General features: G+C 42.2%; 16 protein-coding genes. 13 read left to right on the top strand and 3 right to left on the bottom strand.

Features of this window, described 5'->3' with window-relative positions; all coding sequences use genetic code 11:
• Positions 1-143 precede the first annotated feature (143 nt).
• A complete protein-coding gene (locus A361_RS22565; RefSeq protein WP_019383037.1) occupies positions 144-986 on the top strand; it encodes a YtnP family quorum-quenching lactonase in 843 nt (280 codons plus the stop codon).
• 290 nt (positions 987-1,276) lie between these two features.
• Here A361_RS22565 and A361_RS22560 read toward each other — a convergent pair whose 3' ends face one another.
• Positions 1,277-1,591: a PepSY domain-containing protein gene (locus tag A361_RS22560; protein WP_019383038.1), complete on the bottom strand. Its 315-nt coding sequence runs from the start codon at positions 1,589-1,591 to the stop codon at positions 1,277-1,279.
• A gap of 229 nt (positions 1,592-1,820) precedes the next feature.
• Between A361_RS22560 and A361_RS22555 the strand changes: the two genes are divergently transcribed.
• Entirely contained in the window at positions 1,821-2,894 is a 1,074-nt protein-coding gene (locus A361_RS22555) for a M42 family metallopeptidase (protein ID WP_019383039.1), read from the top strand.
• 54 nt (positions 2,895-2,948) lie between these two features.
• Positions 2,949-3,461 (top strand): DUF84 family protein, encoded by a 513-nt coding sequence (locus tag A361_RS22550; protein WP_009333345.1) that lies wholly within the window; start codon positions 2,949-2,951, stop codon positions 3,459-3,461.
• Positions 3,462-3,481: 20 nt separating this feature from the next.
• Here the strand turns inward: A361_RS22550 and A361_RS22545 are convergent, their stop codons facing one another.
• A complete protein-coding gene (locus tag A361_RS22545; RefSeq protein ID WP_009333344.1) occupies positions 3,482-3,928 on the bottom strand; it encodes a YtoQ family protein in 447 nt (148 codons plus the stop codon).
• Between the two features lie 162 nt (positions 3,929-4,090).
• Here A361_RS22545 and A361_RS22540 point away from each other — a divergent pair, with 162 nt between their 5' ends.
• The 8 genes from A361_RS22540 (at position 4,091) to murC (ending at position 13,992) form a co-directional block, all read left to right on the top strand.
• Complete coding sequence (locus A361_RS22540; RefSeq protein ID WP_009333343.1) at positions 4,091-4,603, top strand: hypothetical protein; 513 nt, start codon at positions 4,091-4,093, stop codon at positions 4,601-4,603.
• A gap of 176 nt (positions 4,604-4,779) precedes the next feature.
• Positions 4,780-5,802: a PTS transporter subunit IIC gene (locus A361_RS22535; protein WP_019383040.1), complete on the top strand. Its 1,023-nt coding sequence runs from the start codon at positions 4,780-4,782 to the stop codon at positions 5,800-5,802.
• The gene (locus tag A361_RS22530; RefSeq protein ID WP_019383041.1) at positions 5,799-6,116 is read left to right on the top strand and encodes a thioredoxin family protein; all 318 of its coding nucleotides are present in this window, start codon (positions 5,799-5,801) and stop codon (positions 6,114-6,116) included. Before A361_RS22535 ends, A361_RS22530 begins: the two co-directional genes overlap by 4 nt.
• A 188-nt stretch (positions 6,117-6,304) precedes the next feature.
• Entirely contained in the window at positions 6,305-7,105 is an 801-nt protein-coding gene (locus A361_RS22525; protein WP_019383042.1) for a DUF1444 domain-containing protein, read from the top strand.
• Between the two features lie 348 nt (positions 7,106-7,453).
• Positions 7,454-10,540: a DNA translocase FtsK gene (locus tag A361_RS22520; protein WP_019383043.1), complete on the top strand. Its 3,087-nt coding sequence runs from the start codon at positions 7,454-7,456 to the stop codon at positions 10,538-10,540.
• A 166-nt stretch (positions 10,541-10,706) separates the two neighbouring features.
• Entirely contained in the window at positions 10,707-11,804 is a 1,098-nt protein-coding gene (locus tag A361_RS22515; RefSeq protein ID WP_009333337.1) for a nicotinate phosphoribosyltransferase, read from the top strand.
• A gap of 37 nt (positions 11,805-11,841) precedes the next feature.
• On the top strand, positions 11,842-12,495 hold the full coding sequence (locus tag A361_RS22510) for a hypothetical protein (RefSeq protein ID WP_019383044.1): 654 nt from the start codon (positions 11,842-11,844) through the stop codon (positions 12,493-12,495).
• Between the two features lie 201 nt (positions 12,496-12,696).
• Entirely contained in the window at positions 12,697-13,992 is a 1,296-nt protein-coding gene (gene murC, locus A361_RS22505) for a UDP-N-acetylmuramate--L-alanine ligase (RefSeq protein WP_009333335.1), read from the top strand.
• Between the two features lie 94 nt (positions 13,993-14,086).
• Here the strand turns inward: murC and A361_RS22500 are convergent, their stop codons facing one another.
• A complete protein-coding gene (locus tag A361_RS22500) occupies positions 14,087-15,202 on the bottom strand; it encodes an aminopeptidase (protein ID WP_019383045.1) in 1,116 nt (371 codons plus the stop codon).
• Between the two features lie 227 nt (positions 15,203-15,429).
• On the opposite strand from A361_RS22500, the gene A361_RS22495 reads away from it, so the two are divergent.
• Both A361_RS22495 and A361_RS22490 read left to right on the top strand, forming a co-directional pair.
• Positions 15,430-15,915 (top strand): DUF948 domain-containing protein, encoded by a 486-nt coding sequence (locus A361_RS22495; protein WP_009333331.1) that lies wholly within the window; start codon positions 15,430-15,432, stop codon positions 15,913-15,915.
• A gap of 22 nt (positions 15,916-15,937) precedes the next feature.
• Positions 15,938-16,441, top strand: coding sequence for a YtxH domain-containing protein (locus A361_RS22490; protein WP_019383046.1), 504 nt, complete (start codon positions 15,938-15,940; stop codon positions 16,439-16,441).
• The last annotated feature ends 49 nt before the right edge of the window (positions 16,442-16,490 follow it).

The raw sequence follows: 16,490 nt of genomic DNA, 5'->3' as shown, positions 1-16,490 counted from the left end.
CTTTTTTTGGATATTGCTATATTTGACTGTTTGCATTCGCGTGAAATAATTTAAATATTTCTACAAGTAAGCGCTTAAATGTTAATATGAGATAAGGGGAATGCGAGCGCTTGCTCAGAAAAAATCAAATGGAGGAGATAATGATGGAAGCATTGGAGTTAAAGAACGTAAAGCTGTACTGGCTTCGCGGCGGTGTCACACATCTTGATGGCGGAGCCATGTTTGGGGTAGTTCCTAAGCCTTTATGGTCTAAAAGATATCCCTGCAATGAAAATAATCAGATCGAACTGAGAACAGATCCCATCCTTATTCAGTTTGACGGTAAAAATATTCTAGTCGAATCGGGTCTTGGAAACGGGAAGCTGAGTGATAAACAGAAGAGGAATTTCGGAGCGCTTGAAGAGTCTTTTGTTGAACAGGATTTAGCCAAGCACGGCCTGTCACCAAAGGACATCGATTATATTCTTATGACGCATCTTCATTTTGATCATGCCTGCGGACTGACAAAACCGGAAGAAGGTAAATTTTTTTCTGTATTTCCAAATGCCAGAATCATTGCATCACAAGTGGAATGGGAAGAAATGAGAAATCCTAATATCCGTTCAAGGAATACATATTGGAAAGAAAACTGGGAGTCCATTCAGGATCAGGTGGATGTCTTTGCAGGAGAGTGGACGCTCGGCCCTATTAAAATGGTGCATACAGGCGGCCATAGTGATGGCCATTCTATACTTGTTATAGAAGATGAGGATGAGACCGTCATTCATATGGCTGATATCATGCCAACTCATGCCCATGCGAATGTACTTTGGGTTCTCGCTTACGATGACTATCCGATGGATTCCATTAGTGCCAAGGAAAAATGGATGGAATACGGGCTGAAAAGAAATGCATGGTTTACTTTTTATCATGATGCTTTTTACCGGGCAGTCAAATGGGATGAATCAGGAAATATTGCTGAGAAGGTGGAAAAGAAGCAAAGTTAAAAAATCCCCATCCGGGGATTTTTTAATACTCTTTAAACGTCTATAACTGGCCTGCCCCCTCGAGGTCACAAGCTTGTCTAGTTACGGCTCCTAGGGACTCGGGGACATAAGCTGTTTCCTTTCAGAAGGAGAAAACCACCTTCTTTCAGGAAATGTCTTATGCCTGAGGCCCGCAGGACAAGGAAGGCTTCGACAGCATAAACATCGCACGACAGAGCGGTAGGTAGCTTTTGGGAGGACGTGGCGTTCTTAGTCTGCATTCCTTCTTGGGCAAGGCATTTGTGCTTTTCTCAATGCGGTGGAAAAACGTCCAAAATGGTTCCAGTCTCTGCGTCGGCAATGAATTCATACTGCTCGGCTTCTTCACCCGAAAACCTCGAAATGCCGCCCTTATAAACCTGATATTTTAAATGACCTTTTTCATAAGGTTCAGCTTTCATATGAATCCATGATCCGCTTATCGGCCCTTCCTGTTTAAATGCATCCTTTGCATTTGCCAAAGCTTTCTTAGGGGAAACAGCAGTTTTCTGCGACAGCAATTCCCTAGCTGCGTACCCGCTCGCCAAACCAACCCCAACACCTAACATAAATGACTTCCAATTCATAATTGCACCTCCCAGGCTGATGATATAAGCAGTTCATTTTTACAAATTTTTCTGTTTTCCAATTCTATCTTATCAAAAATAGGCATGAACTAAAATAAATAATACACAGCTTAAATTTCGCCAACCGAAGTTTCCTGCCTGAAATGGTGGAAAGACGTATGAAAGTTCTGTAAAATGAAATTATACATATCTGCATAGCCAATTCGCAAAGTGATAAAGGAGAATAATAATGAACGAAAAAACATTGCAGCTTTTTAAAACATTGACAGAGTTGCCAGGGGCGCCTGGAAACGAGCATTTAGTACGGAAATTCATGCGCGAACAGATCAGCCAGTATACAGAAGAAGTCGTTCAGGATAAGCTTGGAGGCATCTTCGGCGTGAAAAGAGGCGATCAAAGCGGCCCGACTGTCATGGTGGCAGGCCATATGGATGAAGTTGGATTCATGGTCACTTCCATAACAGATAATGGAATGATCCGTTTTCAGACACTGGGAGGCTGGTGGAGCCAGGTTTTGCTTGCACAAAGAGTCCAAATTATTACAGATAATGGACCGGTGACAGGAGTTATCGGTTCAATTCCTCCGCATCTTTTAGACGAAGCAAAGCGCAGCAAGCCGATGGAAATAAAGAATATGCTGATTGACATTGGTGCAGATGACCGTGAAGATGCGAAAAGAATAGGCATTAAGCCAGGACAGCAAATTCTCCCGATTTGTCCATTTACACCAATGGCAAATGCAAAGAAAATCCTGGCGAAAGCATGGGATAACCGTTATGGCTGCGGTTTGGCGGTGGAACTTTTAGAAGAAGTCCAGAGTGAAGCACTTCCCAATATTCTCTATTCCGGAGCAACAGTTCAGGAAGAAGTTGGCTTAAGAGGTGCACAGACAGCAGCGAATATGATCAATCCTGACATTTTCTTTGCGTTGGATGCAAGCCCTGCCAACGATATGACCGGGAATAAAAACGAGTTCGGCCATTTAGGAAAAGGAGCTCTTCTGCGCATACTGGACCGTTCAATGGTAACGCACCGCGGCATGAGGGAGTTTGTTCTGGATACAGCTGAAACGAACAACATTCCATATCAGTATTTCGTCTCGCAAGGCGGAACAGATGCAGGTAAAGTTCACATATCCAATGAAGGTGTTCCAAGTGCAGTAATCGGCATTTGCTCCCGTTATATTCACACACATGCATCCATTGTGCATGTCGATGATTATGCAGCGGCAAAAGAATTGCTTGTTAAATTAGTAAAAGCTTGTGACCGTTCAACAGTAGAAACCATCCGTCAAAACAGTTAAGCAGATGAGACAGCAGGTGCTGTCTCTTTTTCCTGTAATATGAAAGGAGTACACATGAAAGTCATCATTGGTTCAAAAAATCCCGCAAAGATTTTGGCAGTAAAAACTGCTTTTAGCCATTATGAAGCTGTTATTATGTCCGAAGATGTGCCCTCAGGAGTGAACGACCAGCCATTCTCGGATGAAGAAACCATAAAAGGGGCCATCAATAGAGCATATGGAGCACTCCAAGCATCCGGCGGACAAATTGGCATTGGCCTCGAGGGCGGTGTGCAGAAAACAGAGCACGGGCTATTTCTCTGTAATTGGGGGGCTCTTGCGGAAAAAGGGCAGCCTCCGATTATTGCTGGCGGAGCCAGGATTCCCCTTCCAGATGGGGTTGCAGTCCGGCTTTTGGCTGGCGAAGAACTTGGCCCTGTAATGGATGATTACGCAAAAAAAGAAAATATCCGCAAAAATGAAGGAGCTGTTGGGATTTTTACAAATGGGCAGATTAATCGTGCTGACATGTTCTCGCATGTCATGAAGCTTCTTCTTGGGCAATATGAATATAGAAAAAAGGGCTAGCTTGGTGCTAACCCCTTTTTCTATTCGGTTTCGAAGATGTACGACAAAACTTTCAAGGCCTGGTTGACCGTTTCAACAGTAACATTGGCTTTACTTGAAAGCTCCTTTAAAGGGTGATGCAGCTCATTGGGACGGATGAGGATCAGCGGTTTTCCAAGTGCCGCAGCAGCACTTGCGTCCATTGCTGTGTTCCATTGCTTATATTTTTCACCAAACAAAGCAATCACGAGATCCGATTTTTGCATAAGAAGCTGTGTTCTTAAGTTATTGATGCTTGAAGCGGCTTCATCACGGAAGATTGCATCCGGCTGCTTCCCGAGAATTTCCTCTCCGATCATGTCAGAACGGTCATGGTTTTCCATAGGACCTGTAAAATGAACAGGCAGCTGAAGTGATTTAGCTTTCTCCTTTAATTCATTGCGCCAATTGGAATGTATTTCACCTGCTAAGTAGACGGTTATTTCCATTCTTTTTCCTCCTTTATGCAATATTCTTATATTTTAACATTTCTTCTAAGAAGTAACGCAGTGAAAAGGCCCTCAATCCTTATATGAAGGGTTGTCAGACTATTAAGAAGAAATGTATGATAGGGAAGGATATGAGATTCCATGCAAGGAGGGGACTTTAGAATGCATAAAAGATTCACCGCAGCCTTGCTCTTATTTATTTCATTTATACTGGTCAGTGCCTGTTCAGCATCGTTGGAAGAAGAGCAAACTGCCGCAAAGAATGCTGCAGAGGAAGCATTCAACCTATCACCTGAAAAGACAAATCATGAGTTTGAAGATATAGAATATTATTTGCCTTTCGGCTACGAAGTAGAAGAGGAAAGTCCAAATAACATCATTTTAAAAAATGGCTCCAAAAGGTATATCCTTTTTTACAACCAGCATGAAGGCCCGGACAGCAAGGTTGTTTATGATGCTACCCTAAAGCAAAAAGATAAATATGAAGTTAAAGAGACGTTTACAAAAGATGGACATAATGGCTTCCTGTTAATCAACAGAGGGAAAAAAGACGAACACGAATTGGTAGTCGGGATTGGCGGAGTAAAATTATCTACGCAGGCTGCGACCAGAAATTTATCCTCTGAGGCCGCTGCAATGATGGAGATAGCTAATTCTGTCCAGGTGAAGAATTAAAGCGAAGGGCGATGTCCTTCGTTTTTGTTTTGCTTTTTTTTAAGAATTTATTTTTAATAAATTATGATAGTAAACCCCTATTATAAAGAACAATAAGAATACAAAAGATTTTATATTACAAGTGTCTTTACATGTGTTATCTTATAGTTGCAGAACTTTTAAATAGGGGGAAAATAATGAGAGCCTTTCTGAATAGAAAAGGGGTAACCCTTTCACCTAAAGTATATTTTATAGATGCACTGAGCAGCATGGCGCTTGGATTGTTCGCTTCGCTGATCATTGGGCTTATTATTAAGACAGTCGGCGAACAGACTGATTTCAAATACCTGGAGGATATGGGCACTCTGGCTATGGGTCTGATGGGGCCTGCAATAGGTGTTGCAGTTGCATACGGACTTAATGCTCCACCGCTTGTTATCTTTTCAGCCATTGCCAGCGGGGCTGCCGGCGCGGCTCTTGGCGGTCCAGCAGGGAGCTTCGCTGCAGCTCTTATTTCCACAGAGCTTGGAAAACTTGTCAGTAAGGAAACAAAGGTTGATATCATTGTAACACCGCTTGTTACCATTGTGGCTGGTTATATGGTTTCAACATTAATTGGCCCCGGGATCGATTATGGAATGAAGAGCTTTGGCAGCCTGATCATGTGGGGAACAGAGCAAAGGCCAATCATCATGGGCATCATTGTGGCGGTATTAATGGGTCTTGCCTTGACGGCACCCATTTCTTCAGCCGCCATTGCGCTTATGCTTGATCTGCACGGAGTTGCAGCAGGAGCTGCCACTATTGGCTGTGCAGCACAAATGGTCGGCTTCGCAGTGAGCAGCTTCAGGGAAAATAAAATGGGCGGTTTAGTAGCGATTGGAATAGGAACATCCATGCTGCAGGTAGCCAACATTATTAAAAATCCGCGTATTCTTATTCCACCTACCCTTGCAGGTGCGTTCCTGGCACCCTTTGGCACGACCGTCTGGCTAATGGAGAACAATGCTGCAGGAGCAGGCATGGGAACAAGCGGGCTGGTTGGACAGATAATGACTTTTACAACGATGGGCTTTGGTTCAGAAATTTGGATGAAGGTCATTATATTGCATTTTATTGGACCGGCTCTTATCAGCCTGTTATTATCTGAGTATATGAGGAAGAAAGGCTGGATCCAATATGGAGACATGCATATCAGCACAGGGGGCGAAAAAAAATGAAAAAACTGGAATCGGCAGAACAATTTAACGAGATGCGCAGCAATGGGAAGCATATTTTCATGTTTTCAGCTGACTGGTGTCCGGATTGCCGGGTTATTGAACCGATATTGCCTAAAATAGAAGCAAAATATAGTGAATACACTTTTATTTATGTAGATCGCGATCAATTCATTGATCTTTGCATTGAGCTTGATGTCTTTGGGATCCCAAGCTTCATCGGATACAGGGATGGCCAGGAACTTGGCCGCTTTGTCAGCAAAGACCGCAAAACCCAGGAAGAAATTGAAAACTTTATTCAAACTCTTGAACAATAAGCCTGTGTACATTTAGTGTTCAAATTTTACTTTGATAAATGTCTAGCGCAAGCAGCCTGCCCTCTCGAGGCGTCGGGGGCTGGCAAGGCGCTTCCGTTTTTAGGCCCTCCTGCATCACTTTTGAGCAGGAGGGTTTATTAGTGTAGAATGATAGTCGGAAATCAATCCCCATAAGGAGGGGCTTATATATGAAAATGGATAGTAAAAAGATGAAAAATGAATTGGAGCAGCGCTTAGCAAAAGAGAACCGGACTTTCTCTTTTGACAGGGAAAAAGATCAGCTCAGAATCGAAAATAAGGACACTGGAAAAGGAATTACCATCTCTCTTCCGGGCATTATTGCTAAATGGCAGGAGCAAAAGGAAAAAGCGATTGACGAAGTCGTTTATTATGTGGAAGAAGGCCTGGAGGCAATGGTGGAGGATGCCCATTTGTCGGGACATGAAAAAAATATTTTTCCAGTCATCCGATCAACTTCTTTTCCAGGCGAGTCACAGGAAGGTATTCCTTTTTTGACAGATGAACATACGGCTGAAACACGAATTTACTATGCGCTCGATCTTGGAAATACGTATCGCCTCATTGATGCAAAGCTAATGGAAAAAGAGAGCTGGGATCCCGAAAGAATTAGAGAAACGGCTCTTTTCAACGTAAGATCCCTGTCGACAGATATGAAATCGGATACTGTTGCAGGCAACACTTTCTATTTCTTAAACAAAAATGATGGATATGATGCAAGCAGAATCCTGAATGATTCCTTTATTAAAGAAATGGGCAGGAAAGTAGAAGGATCCATGGCCGTTGCCGTTCCGCATCAGGACGTATTGATTATTGCTGATATAAAAAATGAAACAGGCTATGACGTTCTCGCCCAGATGACTATGAGTTTCTTTGCGAGCGGCAGAGTGCCCATTACTTCCCTGTCATTCCTATATGAGAATGGAGAGTTTGAACCAATATTTATTTTGGGTAAGAATAAAAAGAAGTAGGTTTTTAGGGTCACAGCAATGTGGTCCTTTTTTTGTTTAAAACTGATTCTTCCTGAAAACAAGGCGATAAACCCCCAGGTGAGATGAACCATTACCGAATGATATATAGATCCGTTATTTTAAATGAAAGTTAAGCAGTTCCGGGTAAAAAGACAGATATCACTACTTATGAACCTTTAATCACCCGCCTGAGTCGAAAGTATGCCTGCAGCCTTTAGTTTGTTTGTAAATTTACCCATTCTGTCTTTATAAGGACTCATTCTCGGATTTCTTATTCAAAATCTGTGAATAACTGCTAAAATAATATAGAAAGTCTAACAAAGTTTTTAATAGAAAGAGTTGATATAAATGAGCTGGATTAAAAAGCTATTCCATATGTTTAAAAGTGATGAGGAAGAATATGAGGAAATGGAAGAACATGCAGATGAGCATAACTATGAGAAGCAGCCGCCTGCAAAAAAAACAAAAGAAAGTTCAAGAGACATAGATGCTAAAGTAGTCTATCAATACCCCAAAGGCCAATTCCGTTTTCCGGTCATACCTGACCATGAAGCAGAACGGGAGAATAAGAGGCAGCAAAGACAGGATCATAATCGTGGGAAGCCTGTAAATAAAACTGAAAAACGGAAGTCAAGGGCAGGAGAAACGGAATGGCAGAAAAAGCCGGCGGATACTCAAATCCATGAAAAAAGGATGCCTCTTTCCGCAGATAGGGAGCGGCAAAGAAAGTCTGCGCCACCACCTGCCAGTGAAGAAAAAATTCTGACCCGTAATGAAAGAGAGGCTGCCAGCAAGAAAAGACCTTTCCAGCCAACAGAAATTCCATCGCCGATATATGGATTTAAAAGGCCACGGCCAAATGCCCAGCAAGATAAATCAGATAACGGGGAACAGGAAAACCGCAGGGAACTTACATACGATGAGGTTATGCGCAAAATTCAGCAGACTCCTCTTAATCGGCCGAATGTAACCGAAGCTGTTTCGGATAAAGAAAAAGAAACTGTCATTTCCGATAAACTGAAAGCTTTACAGGCACAGGCTTCTGCATTGGAAACAGAGGAACCAGCAGCCAAAAGATACAAAATAGGTGAAGCGTCTGAATTAATGTTTGAAGTACCTGAAGATAACCAAGAAACATTACGGCATGAAGAAATACATACTGCCTGGCAAGATCATAAGGAACCTGCCAGGCAGCTTGGATCTTCCAAGCCTGACGGTGAATCTCCAAATAGTGAGGATCGCATCGGTCTTAAAAAAAAATCGGAAATCAGCAGATCGCTCGCAAACTTGATTGAAGAGGCTCTGCACGAGGAAGAAAAAGAAGAATACACAGCAGAACTTTCAGAGCAGAGCGAATTAAGATCTCATGATATCCTTGAGATTGAAGCTGAAGAGGATGCAGAAAAGAATGAATTTCATCGCGATTTAGGGATTGTTGATAAAAGTGACTCGGAAGAGTCTATCCATATAAACTTAAAAGAGGGAAACTCACAAGCAGAAGGAATGGGGATGTCTAATAAAGCTGAATTAAGTTCTGATCATGAAGATAGCGGGGAATTAACAGGCTCGTTCTCTACTCAGGCTGAACTGATTTCTGATATAAACAGGGCTGAGAATGCAGAGCAAAATGAGACTGCAGATGCAAATGAATACTTAGAAACAAAAACAGAGTCTGCTGCGTCAACCCCACAGCAGGAAGAAGATGCCCAGGAAGGGAAGAAGCCTTCATCAAGAGGGTCAATTCCATTTAATGTCATCATGCTGAATAATGACAGAAAAAAACTGAATCAGCAGGATAAGATGGCAGGACCGTCAGGTGAAAAAAAAAATAATATCGCTATGTTTCCGTCAGAAAATATCCAGCAGTCTGCTGCTGCTGCAGGAAAGATCGAGAATCATCCACCGGTGAACCATTTGCCTATGGAAGAACATGCAGAGCAGTCTCCGCATGCATCGGAAATGGACCGATTTGAGGATGAACAGACATATCAGGGGGACGAAGAAATTTTTTATTACCAATTTCCTTCCCAGACATTGCTGACACCGCCAGTAATCATGGAGGAAGCTTCCGATTGGCTTTACGAACAGGAACAGATGTTAAATTCTACACTGCAAAATTTCAATGTCAGGGCGAGGGTGGTTAATGTTACGCAAGGACCTTCTGTAACAAGGTTTGAAGTACAGCCCGAACCAGGTGTCAAGGTGAATAAAATCACGAACCTCTCAGATGATATAAAGCTGAGTCTGGCAGCAAGGGATATTCGGATCGAAGCGCCGATACCAGGAAAGCATACAATCGGCATTGAGGTTCCGAACCAGAGCAGCCGTCCGGTACTTATCAGTGAGATCATCAGCACCCCGGAGTTCCAGACTGGCCAATCTCCATTAACGGCTGTGCTGGGGCTTGATATCTCTGGGAAGCCGATTGTGACGGATTTACGGAAAATGCCTCATGGTTTGATTGCCGGTGCAACTGGATCAGGGAAGAGCGTCTGTATTAACACGATCCTGGTAAGCCTGCTGTATAAGGCGAGTCCCGATGAATTGAAGCTTCTTCTGATCGACCCAAAAATGGTCGAACTTGCACCATATAATCGAATTCCACATTTGGTCAGCCCGGTTATTACCGATGTAAAAGCGGCAACGGCAGCCTTGAAGTGGGCTGTCGAGGAGATGGAACGCAGATATGAATTGTTTGCCCATGCAGGTGTGAGGGATATAAACCGTTTTAATGAGCTGGCAGAGGAGCATCAGCAATATTCAGAGAAGCTGCCATTTATGGTCATTGTGATTGATGAGCTGGCAGACTTAATGATGATGTCGCCAGCCGATGTGGAAGAAGCCATTTGCCGGATTGCACAAAAAGCCCGTGCATGCGGAATTCATCTGATTATTGCAACCCAGCGTCCTTCCGTGGATGTTATTACCGGCTTAATCAAGGCGAATGTGCCTACAAGAATTGCATTCTCTGTGTCATCTCAAATCGATTCAAGAACAATCATTGATATAAGCGGAGCTGAAAAACTGCTTGGACGGGGAGATATGCTTTTCCTTGAAAACGGATCCTCAAAGCCAGTGAGGCTGCAGGGTACATTTGTTTCAGATAAAGAAATTGATGATGTGGTAGCCCATGTACGGAGGGAACGCGATCCTGACTACTTATTTGAGCAGGAAGAACTTCTGAAAAAAGCTCATGCAATAGAAGAAGAGGATGAATTGTTTTTTGAAGCATGCGAGTTTGTTGTTGATCAGGGAGCGGCTTCCACTTCAAGCCTGCAAAGAAGATTTAAAATAGGATATAATAGGGCAGCCAGGCTGATTGATATGATGGAAAAACAAGGGTTCATTTCTGAAAATAGAGGCAGCAAGCCAAGGGATGTCCTCATTACAGAAGCTGATCTTGAATCCATACAAGAGACTAGTACATTAAATTAATCCATGGTATTCTTTACTTGCATGTTTAAAATAATATGAATAAACAACTACGATAAACGAAGAAAGCATTCTAAAGCTGGCGGGCTGCCGGCATAGAGGCCTGCTCCTTGCAAACCAAGTCAGCAGGCGCTTCTGCTTTCTTTAATGTTTCTAAGGAGCTTTAGGGATGAAGGAAATTGAAATGAAGGTTAAAGGAGAAATCAAACGTCTGACAAACCAGACTTTTAAATTCGATGAACGTGTAAGAGATGGCTGGTTTTCAGCGGTTTACTTCCTTAAAACAAGAGAAATTGTTAAGAAATATCACGAAGATAAAATCGTAACCATGCAGTTTTTCCAAAAGAATCATGCCGTTCTATGCGGTACGGATGAAGTCATTGCGCTGCTAAAAACATTTGCAGACCGCCCGGATGATCTGGAAATTTATTCATTAAAAGACGGTGATAAGATTTCACCCTTTGAAACAGTTTTAACCATTACAGGAAGATATCAGGATTTCGGATATCTTGAAGGAATAATTGACGGCATATTGGCCAGAAGAACTTCAGTTGCCACGAATGTCTATAATGTGGTAAAAGCAGCAGGTGTTTCTGGTGTTCAAAAGCAGGTCATCTTCATGGGGGACCGGGATGATCATTATATCACCCAGGCAGGAGATGGCTATGCAGCCTTTATTGGGGGGGCAACAGCCCAGGCCACGCATGCGATGAATGAATGGTGGGGCAAAAAAGGAATGGGAACAATGCCGCATGCTTTGATCCAAATGTTCGAGGGAGATATCGTTGCATCTACTAAGGCTTATCAGGAGACGTTTCCTGAAGACGATTTAGTTGCTCTGGTAGACTACAACAATGATGCCATAACCGATTCCCTGAAAGTGGCAAGAGCCTTTGGCAAAGAGCTTAAAGGTGTCCGGGTTGATACATCAAGAACAATGATTGATCAATATTTCTTAAGAAATCAGCATTTGCTGGGAACGTTTGACCCGCGCGGAGTCAATGCAGAACTGATTTTCGCTTTAAGAAAAGCGCTGGATGATGAAGGTTTCCAACATGTGAAGATTGTGGTGAGCGGCGGTTTTACTGAATCCCGAATCCGTGAATTTGAAGAACAGGGTGTTCCGGTTGATACCTATGGAATTGGAAGCAGCCTGCTGAAGATCACCACAGGGTTCACTGGAGACAATGTAATGATTGACGGTAAGCATGCAGCTAAGGCAGGACGCCGTTATCGTCCAAACCCCCGCCTTGAAAAGGTTGAATAACTGAACGCTATTTACAAGAAAGTAAGGAGCATCCTAAATGGATATGGACAGCTCAATTCTGGATTTACAATCTTTCCGTAAAGCTAAACAGCTCCAGGGAGAGAATAATGCTCTGCGTTTATACACATTAAGCAAGGATTATACAGAACGAACGGCTAATATCAGAGAGAAAGTCCGGGCAAAGCATTTATTTCGGAAAACGCTCGGTCTTGCTTCTGAGACGGCTTTTTCGCCTATTCAGCAGGAAGTTTTTCAGGATTGGTTTCTCTTTGATTATAAAACCATTCAAGGCTCTACTATGTTCAGTCTGTTCTTAAAGAACAATGCCAGGCAGCTTTCAGAGTCAGATCTCATTCAGGGGGCTCTCTTTTTAACATCAGTCATGGAACCCATCCGGATTTTAGATGTAAGTCAAAAGAAAATCTCCGCCTCAGGTGTGGAAGATAGCACTTCTTTTCTCTTAAGTCAGCACGGGGTGTTTCGGCCGGAACTGTCAATAGGGTGGTATTTTATTAGAAGAATACCAATCCAGATGTATGATCTTCCTATTGGACCATTTATCTCTATTCAAAAGGATGAAGGAGTTCACCGTTTAACGAAGGCATTTTCGAAGGCAAAATTAAAGGTTCCTGACCTTACATGGAGAGCTTTCCTGAAATCTAATGTTTTATTTTTTATTTCTGGGGTATAAATAGCTGGCAATACGTTACATAGTTTTTAGAATCGATTAATGATATAATGATTCAATACATTAAAGTGTAAGTAAATAAAAATGACAGCGGAAAAGCTTAGCAGCACAGTCATGGAAGCATGTCTTCTAAGGGGATATGCGCAAAACTAGATATATGTCATATACTGTTTTACAGATATACGATGGTTGGAGGTTCTTTATATGACTATTTACCATTTCGTAGGTATTAAGGGGTCTGGAATGAGTGCATTGGCACAAGTTCTGCATGATATGAATTATCAGGTTCAAGGCTCCGATTTTGAGAAACACTTTTTTACTCAGGTGGCACTTGAGAAATCCGGAATAAAGATCCTTCCCTTTCAAAAGGAAAACATACAGCCGGGCATGACGGTAATCGCCGGGAATGCATATCCGGACACGCATGAAGAGATTGAGGAAGCAATGAAGCTTGGCTTGCCTGTTGTGCGTTATCATCGATTTTTAGGTGATTTCATGAAGAATTTTACGAGCATCGCTGTGACGGGAGCTCATGGGAAAACATCCACTACAGGCTTGCTTGCGCACGTAATGCGAGGCGCAAAACCAACTTCATTCCTTATTGGAGACGGTACGGGCAAAGGGGACAAGGAAGCTGAATATTTTGTTTTCGAAGCTTGTGAATACAGAAGGCACTTCCTTTCTTACTATCCTGATTATGCAATAATGACGAATATTGATTTTGACCACCCTGATTACTTTGCCAACATTGAAGATGTGTTTTCTGCTTTTCAGGAAATGTCATGGCAAGTGAATAAGGGGATTTTCGCATGCGGTGATGACGAGCAGCTGCAAAAAATCCAGGCAAAAGTGCCCGTGGTATTCTATGGTTTTGGAGAAGATAATGATTTTCAGGCACGCAATGTAGTTAAAACTACAGAAGGAACAACATTTGATGTATTTGTCCGGAACACCTTCTTTGAGACTTTCTCTATTCCAGCGTATGGAGATCATAACGTCTTGAACTCCTTAGCTGTTATCGCTCTATGTCATTATGAAGAGATCGATGCAAAGATTGTCCAGGAACAGCTTCTTTCCTTTGAAGGAGTGAAAAGAAGATTTTCCGAGAAGAAAGTGGGCTCTCAGGTAATTATTGATGACTATGCCCACCATCCGACAGAAATTAAGGCGACTGTAGAAGCTGCCAGACAAAAGTATCCTGAAAAGGATGTGGTTGCAGTTTTCCAGCCGCATACATTTACGAGGACTCAGGCCTTTCTTGATGATTTTGCATCAAGCCTTAATTTGGCTGACAAAGTATATCTTTGCGAAATCTTTGGCTCTGCCCGTGAAAACCATGGAAAACTCACGATTGATGACTTAAAGGCCAAAATTCCCAATGCACAAATTCTAAATGAAGAAGAAACGGCTGTACTAAGGAATCATGAAGATAGCGTAATTATGTTTATGGGTGCCGGGGATATCCAAAAATTCCAGCAGGCATACGAAAACCAAATATAAATCATAAGAAGGATGCTTCGCTAAGGAAGCATCTTTTTCTTTATGACTTTAAATGTTGATAACTTTTTAGCTCCAGGCGCCTGGAGCTTTTTTATTACTTTAAATTTTCCGGATTTAATGCTTCAAGTTCACTAATGACAAATCGCCCGTCTTTACGGATTAATACCTCATCAAAGTAGATTTCACCGCCGCCATAGTCAGGGCGCTGGATGTTGACCATATCCCAATGAATATTGGATTTATTGCCATTATAAGCTTCGTCATAGCACTGTCCAGGTGTGAAGTGGAAGCTTCCGTCAATTTTTTCATCGAACAGAATATCCTGCATTGGATGAAGAATGTATGGGTTAACCCCGATAGCGAATTCACCAATATAGCGCGCACCCTCATCAGTATCAAAGATTTTATTGATGCGTTCGCTATCATTGGCTTCCGCTTCAACAATTTTCCCGTCTTTAAATGTCAGTTTTACATTTTCAAATGTAAAACCATGGTATGGAGATGGAGTGTTATAGGTGATGACGCCGTTGACAGACTCACGTACAGGGGCAGTATAGACCTCTCCATCAGGGATATTCATTTGACCTGAGCATTTTATTGCCGGAATATCCTTAATCGAGAAGGATAGATCTGTTCCAGGGCCAGTTATTCTGACTTTATCGGTTTTATTCATTAATTCCACAAGGCTGTCCATTGCTTTGTCCATTTTGCCGTAATCCAAATTGCAGACATCAAAATAGAAATCTTCAAATGCTTCTGTACTCATTTTAGCCAGCTGGGCCATGGAAGCATTAGGGTAACGCAAAACCACCCATTTCGTTTTTGGCACGCGGATTTCTCTATGCACTCTTTGTCCGATGGTTGATCCATGGATTTTCATTTTATCATCCGGCACATCAGCCTGCTCGTTGATGTTGTCTCCGGAGCGCAGTCCTATGTATGCATCCATTTTGCTCATAACATTTGCTTCAAACTCAGCCATCAAATTGAATTGCTCTTCCTGTGCCCCTAAAAGCAGGGAGCGATCAACCTGATGATCCTTTAAGGAAACAAAAGGGTATCCTCCAGCTGCATATGCTTCCTTAACCAGCGCGGTCACTAATTCCTTCTGCAGTCCGAAATTTTCAATAAGGACCTTCTCTCCTTTCTGGAGTCTGACTGAATAGTTAATCAAATTTTTTGCCAGTTTTGCAATACGGGGATCTTTCATGGATAAATACCTCCAGTAAATTTATTTTTCCGACAACTATTATTGTACCCGAAATGATAGGTTTTGTTTAACCTTTTCCAGTTGTGCTAAAATTTACTTTAACTGATGAAAATACCTGTTAGAGAAGGAATTTCGACTTCACAAGTGGAATCTATTAATGTACTCCTGGTTTAGAGGCAGTGCATCTGGGTAAAAAGATATTATACAGACAACCGGAGGTGTAAGAATTGGAAATTATTTTATACTTAAGTGTAGCAGTAATTGCTATAGCATTTCTTGTTTTGGTCATATATCTGGCGAAAACGTTAAAATCCTTACAAGGGACATTAGATAACGTATCAAACACATTGGCAGGCCTTGAAAGGCAACTAGATGGTGTCACGAAGGAAACCACTGTCCTGCTGCATAAAACCAATTCACTGGCTACAGATATTCAGCAGAAATCTGAAAACCTGAACAGTGTCGTGACTGCGGTAAAAGAAGTTGGTGACTCTGTCCGCAAATTTAATGGATCCATTCAGAAAATCACATCTTCTGTAAACACACAGCTTGAACAGAATAAAGATAAAATCTCACAGGTGGTACAGTGGAGCAATGTTCTCCTTGAAATCAAGGATAAATGGAAAATGAGAAAAGAAGACCCTTATCAGTACAACGTCAGCGAGAAACAGATGCTTCCGCCTGAACGCCAGAGAGAAAGAGCAAGATACTAGATTTAAAGGAGGAAAAAGGAGAATGAATAGTCAAGACCGCACTCAATTTGATTCAAATCAGGCGAAAACAGATGAAAATATCAATACGAAAGATTTCATGATTGGTGCCTTAATCGGAGGCATGGTTGGCGCAGCAACCGCTCTGTTCCTGGCTCCTAAATCAGGCAAAGAGCTTCAGAGTGATTTAAGCGAAAAGGCTGCCCTATTAAAAGAGAAGTCAGGACAGTACCGTGAAACAGCTATGACAAAAGGTACCGAACTGGCTAATGCTGCAAAAGAAAAAACAAATGTGCTGACTCAAACGGTGACAAAGCAATCCAATGAACTCGTTAATAAAGTAAAAAGCTTGAAAGAAGCTCAAAATGGACAAGCTGGTGCAAACGGGACATCCGAAGAAAATGGAGAGGCCATCAATAACGAGACATTCCAGGCAGAAGGGAACGCTCCAGTAAATGATGCAGAAATCCAAATGAAGCTGGAAGAGACGAAAAAAGCTTTTGACGAAACCGAGCAAAAGTATAATTAATTTTATTTGTTTAAGCAACGGTGAAGTGGTACGATTACTTCACCGTTAT

Source organism: Cytobacillus oceanisediminis 2691 (assembly GCF_000294775.2).
Lineage (GTDB): Bacteria > Bacillota > Bacilli > Bacillales > Cytobacillaceae > Cytobacillus > Cytobacillus pseudoceanisediminis.
The sequence above is the reverse complement of the archived record's forward strand: the minus strand, read 5'-3'. Positions and strand labels throughout refer to the sequence as shown.

Excerpts from the sequence above, each read along its gene's own strand:
- A361_RS22565 (WP_019383037.1), top strand. The coding sequence starts at position 144 with ATGGAAGCATTGGAGTTAAAGAACGTAAAGCTGTACTGGCTTCGCGGC.
- A361_RS22560 (WP_019383038.1), bottom strand. The coding sequence starts at position 1,591 with ATGAATTGGAAGTCATTTATGTTAGGTGTTGGGGTTGGTTTGGCGAGC.
- A361_RS22555 (WP_019383039.1), top strand. The coding sequence starts at position 1,821 with ATGAACGAAAAAACATTGCAGCTTTTTAAAACATTGACAGAGTTGCCA.
- A361_RS22550 (WP_009333345.1), top strand. The coding sequence starts at position 2,949 with ATGAAAGTCATCATTGGTTCAAAAAATCCCGCAAAGATTTTGGCAGTA.
- A361_RS22545 (WP_009333344.1), bottom strand. The coding sequence starts at position 3,928 with ATGGAAATAACCGTCTACTTAGCAGGTGAAATACATTCCAATTGGCGC.
- A361_RS22540 (WP_009333343.1), top strand. The coding sequence starts at position 4,091 with ATGCATAAAAGATTCACCGCAGCCTTGCTCTTATTTATTTCATTTATA.
- A361_RS22535 (WP_019383040.1), top strand. The coding sequence starts at position 4,780 with ATGAGAGCCTTTCTGAATAGAAAAGGGGTAACCCTTTCACCTAAAGTA.
- A361_RS22530 (WP_019383041.1), top strand. The coding sequence starts at position 5,799 with ATGAAAAAACTGGAATCGGCAGAACAATTTAACGAGATGCGCAGCAAT.
- A361_RS22525 (WP_019383042.1), top strand. The coding sequence starts at position 6,305 with ATGAAAATGGATAGTAAAAAGATGAAAAATGAATTGGAGCAGCGCTTA.
- A361_RS22520 (WP_019383043.1), top strand. The coding sequence starts at position 7,454 with ATGAGCTGGATTAAAAAGCTATTCCATATGTTTAAAAGTGATGAGGAA.
- A361_RS22515 (WP_009333337.1), top strand. The coding sequence starts at position 10,707 with ATGAAGGAAATTGAAATGAAGGTTAAAGGAGAAATCAAACGTCTGACA.
- A361_RS22510 (WP_019383044.1), top strand. The coding sequence starts at position 11,842 with ATGGATATGGACAGCTCAATTCTGGATTTACAATCTTTCCGTAAAGCT.
- murC (WP_009333335.1), top strand. The coding sequence starts at position 12,697 with ATGACTATTTACCATTTCGTAGGTATTAAGGGGTCTGGAATGAGTGCA.
- A361_RS22500 (WP_019383045.1), bottom strand. The coding sequence starts at position 15,202 with ATGAAAGATCCCCGTATTGCAAAACTGGCAAAAAATTTGATTAACTAT.
- A361_RS22490 (WP_019383046.1), top strand. The coding sequence starts at position 15,938 with ATGAATAGTCAAGACCGCACTCAATTTGATTCAAATCAGGCGAAAACA.